At 39.5% G+C, this 4,930-nt stretch carries 3 protein-coding genes; all 3 read left to right on the forward strand.

What is annotated here, in order from left to right:
- Nucleotides 1–2,673, forward strand: a 2,673-nt coding sequence (locus OCV67_RS11630; protein WP_147644134.1) for a phage tail tape measure protein, incomplete at its 5' end; no start/stop codon positions are given.
- Complete coding sequence (locus OCV67_RS11635; protein WP_147644133.1) at nucleotides 2,673–3,575, forward strand: dockerin type I repeat-containing protein; 903 nt, start codon at nucleotides 2,673–2,675, stop codon at nucleotides 3,573–3,575. The genes OCV67_RS11630 and OCV67_RS11635, both read left to right, overlap by 1 nt.
- Before the next feature lie 10 nt (nucleotides 3,576–3,585).
- Nucleotides 3,586–4,930, forward strand: a 1,345-nt coding sequence (locus OCV67_RS11640) for a phage tail protein (RefSeq protein ID WP_178085119.1), incomplete at its 3' end; no start/stop codon positions are given.

The following is a 4,930-nucleotide window of genomic DNA, read 5'->3' on the forward strand; positions in this document are numbered from 1 at the left end:
GCCGGAGTAATGAATTTAGCGGCAGCTTCCGGTGAAGATTTGGCTACAACCTCTGATATTGTAACGGACGCTATGACTGCTTTCGGAATGAGTGCAGACCAGAGCACATATTTTGCGGACGTACTGGCGCAGACCGCAACAAATGCAAATACCAATGTAGGCATGATGGGAGAAACGTTTAAATATGTTGCTCCTCTTGCGGGAGCCATGGGATATAACATTGAAGATATGTCAGCGGCAATAGGACTTATGGCGAATGCAGGAATCAAGGGTTCACAGTCTGGTACGTCATTGAGAAATATTATAACAAATCTTGCTTCTCCTACTGATAAGGTAGCCGGAGCGATGGACGATCTTGGTATATCATTAACAGATTCAGACGGAAAAACTAAATCATTCGGAGAAACGCTGTCTGATTTGCGAATAAGCTTTGCAGACCTTGACGAAGTCCAGAAAACCCAGTACGCTTCTGCAATTGCCGGAAAAGAAGGAATGTCGGGACTGTTAGCGTTGATTAATTCAAGCGATGAAGATTTCGATAAGCTTACAGATTCTATAAAAAATTGTACGGGCGCGTCTGAGAAAATGGCAGAAATTAGGCTTGATAATCTAGAGGGCGATGTTACGCTTTTTAAATCCGCATTGGAAGGTGCACAAATCGCCATTTCAGATAAGCTTACTCCGGTTCTGCGTAATCTTGTGAAGAAGGCTACAGATTGGCTGCCAAAGATACAGAAATCTATTATAGCCGTCATTGATAAGTTGGAAGATAAATTCGGACCGTTAATAAAACGTATTAAAAATATTGCGGAAGAAAGTGACATTACTGAAAAATCAATATCGTTTCTTAAGGAAGCTTTTGAAAAAACAGTTGACGTGATATCGGAGATTGGCGATAAGTTTCTTGATTTTATAGAATGGCTTTCAAAAGGCAGCAGAAGTGCAGAAAATTTTAAAGGCGTTGTAAAAGGAGTTATTGCCGGACTTCTTGCGTTTAAAACTGTAAACGCTGTTATATCAAAAGGAAAAGAAATTGTCAGTGCATACAAGCGTACAATGGATATTTTAAAATCTTCAAATCCATTTAGTTGGGCATCAGTTGGAATTGCTGCTATAGTTGCACTGGGTGCAGCTGTTAAATCTAAGCATGATAGCATGGTTGAAAGTTTTCGTAAATTAGATGATGAAACGCAAAAGCATGTTGATAAAACCAATGAATTAATTGAGAAAAATAAGGATTTGATACAAACATTTAATGATAATAATACATCAATAAAAAACGAATATGACAGTTATAGAGATTTAGCAAGTGAGTTAGATAATCTTGTAGATGAAAACGGTCGTGTAACTGATGCCAATAAGGAAAGAGTAGATTATATTTTAGGTGAATTGAATGATGCACTAGGAACAGAATATTCGCTAACAGGTAATCAAATTGATGGTTACAAAGATTTACAGGAAGAAATTAAAGAAACAATGTTGCTGAAAGAAGCTGAAACACTTTTGGATTCACAGCGAGAAACATACTATTCGTATAAGGACAGTCTTGACGATGATGCGGCAGCGCTTGCTTCTTTATATTCCGATCGTGATCAACTGGAGTTAGATTTATTTAATGCCAAGGCAGCATTAGATGACGAACTTGACAGTTATAGTGGAGATCAAGGTTTGGCAGGTTTTTTCCGTAATTTATGGAACGATGATAAAGCGCAGGAAAAAGTTGATGGAATACAAGCACAAATTGATGAATTAGATAATAGCATAGCTGAGCACGAGAAAACTGTTGCAGAAAAAACATCGGCTATGAAAACCTACAGTGATTTAAGTGTGGCTACCGCATCTGGAAATCTTGATTCAATAGCAGGGGCGGTTGATAATTTTCATAATAACATGTTGAGAGCTGGGCAGGCAAGTCAAGACCTGCTAGATCAGCAGGTACTTGATGAAGAAAAGAAATATAAAGATATGGTAAAAGCTTCTAAAAAGGGAAACTCTCTTATTACCAAAGATATGATAGATTCACAAGGAGAACGTGTAATATATGCAAAAGAACAAGCAGCATACGGAAAGTTTTTTGTTGCTAAAACTGCCGAAGAACAAGGCGATGCTTATGCAGGCGGACTTAAATCTAAAGAAGGGGACGTAAAACAAGCCGGTAATGATTTAGGAGATGCTGCGTCTAACAGTTTGAATTCAGTTGATGCATATTCAATAGGTGCATCTAAGGGTAATGATTGGGTAAATGGAGTATTGTCTATAGTATACAGTTCGGCAGATGCGATAAGTAATGCATTATCTGTTTTTGCCGGAAATATACATATAGGTTCATCGGGTTCATATCATGGCGGCGGTGGTGGTTCTTATCCCAAAACGGCAACAGGCGGTATCGTAACACGAGCACAGACAAGACTTGTCGGCGAAGACGGAGCAGAAGCTATAGTCCCACTAGAAAACAATACCGAATGGATTGACAAAGTTGCCGCAAAGGTTACTGATTCTATGGGCGGAGCACCGTCCAACACAGCGATACTAAACAAGCTAAACGAGCTGATTGAAGTAATCAAGGGACAAAAGGTGTACCTTGACAGCGGTGCGCTGGTAGGAGAAATCGCCCCTGCAATGGACGGAGCGCTAGGTAATATAAGCAGAATGAAAAGGAGGGGACTGCGTTAATGTATAAGGGAGTAAAATTTGGAGAAATCCATACAAGCAGCTATGGACTGGTACTTTCAAAGAAAACTATTGAAACACCGTCCCCAAAGCTTGAAACAGTTGATATCCCGGGCGCAGACGGCAGTCTTGATATGACGGAATATTTCGGTGATGTAAAATACAACAACAGGAAAATCAAACTTGAATTCAGTACTGAACTTTTAGGAAATGAACTGCTTTCAATGTATTCGGATATACAAAATAGTTTGCATGGCAAACATTTTGACAGTATTATACTGGACGATGATTCAGGTTACCGTTATATCGGCAGGATTACGTCGATCAGTCTTACGGAAAGCCGAATCAGCAGAATAATAATTGAATGCGACTGCGAGCCGTATAAAGTGAGTATAACCGATAAGGTTATAACGAAAACCTTGAAATCTGTGACTTTCCCTGCCGGATACGGAGACGTGAATAAGGACGGTGTTATTGATGTGATTGATTCGGGTAAATTGAACGGATTAATAGGGGCAAGCGCAATAACTAAAGACCAGATAACGCGTGCTGATATGAATCTTGACGGTATGGTAACGAAGGAAGATTTGGCACTTTTAAACCGATATGTTTCCAGTGACGGGACGCTTTCCATACAGGAATACGCCGACCGTAATTTCGGATTTGAAAGAGAAACCGATTTTCAAATAGATTTCGGAAGAAAAGTTGTAAGGGCGAAATTTTCTGTTTCAGATAATGTGAAAAGATGGGATTTGTACATTGACGGCGTTTTATACGGAAAGTATACAAATCTTACCAGTCCAGGCTCTGCTATACCAGTAGTAATAAGCGGTGTTCATGATATAAAAATTTCAACAGAAACGTCGGGAACGGTAAGCATAGCAATACCGCAGGCAAAACTGTAAGGAGGGAATAATGTATATAGTAACAATTGACGGACAATTTTTCTTTGGAACAGGAAAGTACGACCGTCCTGGGTATGAATTAATTAATCCTCAGGTTGACCTTGCGGTAAATGCTGCCGGAACGTTTACGTTTACAATGTATCCATCGCATCCGTGCTATGAATTGACAGATAATACAAAATCAATAGTACAGATAGTGAAAGACGGTGAAGCAGAGCCGCTTTTCCGAGGAAGGGTACTGAGTACGGAATTAGGATTTTACAACGAAAAAAAGGTTATATGTGAAGGAGAATTGGCGTTTCTGTGTGATACGATTCAGCAGAATTACGATTATTCCGAAGGAGAAAGCCGTAAAACAATACACGAATTACTGACGTTTTTTATTCAGCGTCACAATGAAAAAGCGGGTATAGATAATATACATTCATTTAAAATAGGGATAGTAAATGTAACAGACGGAGATAATTCCAATACAGATAACCTGATTTCAGCGGCGGACAGTACATTTCTGAATACATATGAATCAATACAGCAGAAGTTGATAGAAAGGTACGGAGGATATCTTTATATAAGGCATGAGGAGGACGGAAATTATATTGATTATTTAAGCAGTCCGTCTGTGACTTGCAGTCAGAAAATAGAATTAGGAGAAAATCTTTTAAGTTTTAAGAAAAATATAGAAGCGGACAGTCTGGTGACAGCGGTAATTCCTCTTGGTAAAGAACGTATGGACGGAGGAGAGGAGGGGAGCGGATCACGTCATAATATAGGCGGTTGGAATGCGTCCCAATCTATTACCGATTCAAAGGATATATTTCAGGTAACGGGAAAAGTAGGCGGAACTACAACATATCTGAATTGTCTGTATTCACAGTCAGCAGTAGAAAAATACGGCTGGATAGAAAAAGTACTGATTTTTGACGATGTTGTGTTGCCGGGTACGTTGGTGAGATACGGAGAATCACATTTAAAATCTATGGGTAAAGCGTTGTCAATAGAGCTTACGGCGGCGGATCTATCGGGAGTAAATACGGAAATAGACAGATTTAAAATTGCGCAGTACGTACGTGTAAATTCTAAACCCCATAATTTAGAAAATGCGTTGTATGTTGTATCAAAATTATCGTTAAACTTGACCGATCCGACTGCAAATAAAATTTGTCTGGGTACTGAAACAGCAACTATTACAGGACAGATAAGTAATTCAGTCAGTACAGTTTCAAGCTCCAGTACAGGAGGCGGAGGAGGGAGTTATGATGAATCCGGTTCGGCAAGTGCGGCGCTGAAATCAGCTAAAGAATATACAGATACAAGATGCGCAGATACATTGCAGTCAGCGAAGAATTATACAGACA

It is taken from the genome of Porcipelethomonas ammoniilytica (genome assembly GCF_025567485.1).
Taxonomy (GTDB): Bacteria; Bacillota; Clostridia; order Oscillospirales; family Ruminococcaceae; genus Porcipelethomonas; species Porcipelethomonas ammoniilytica.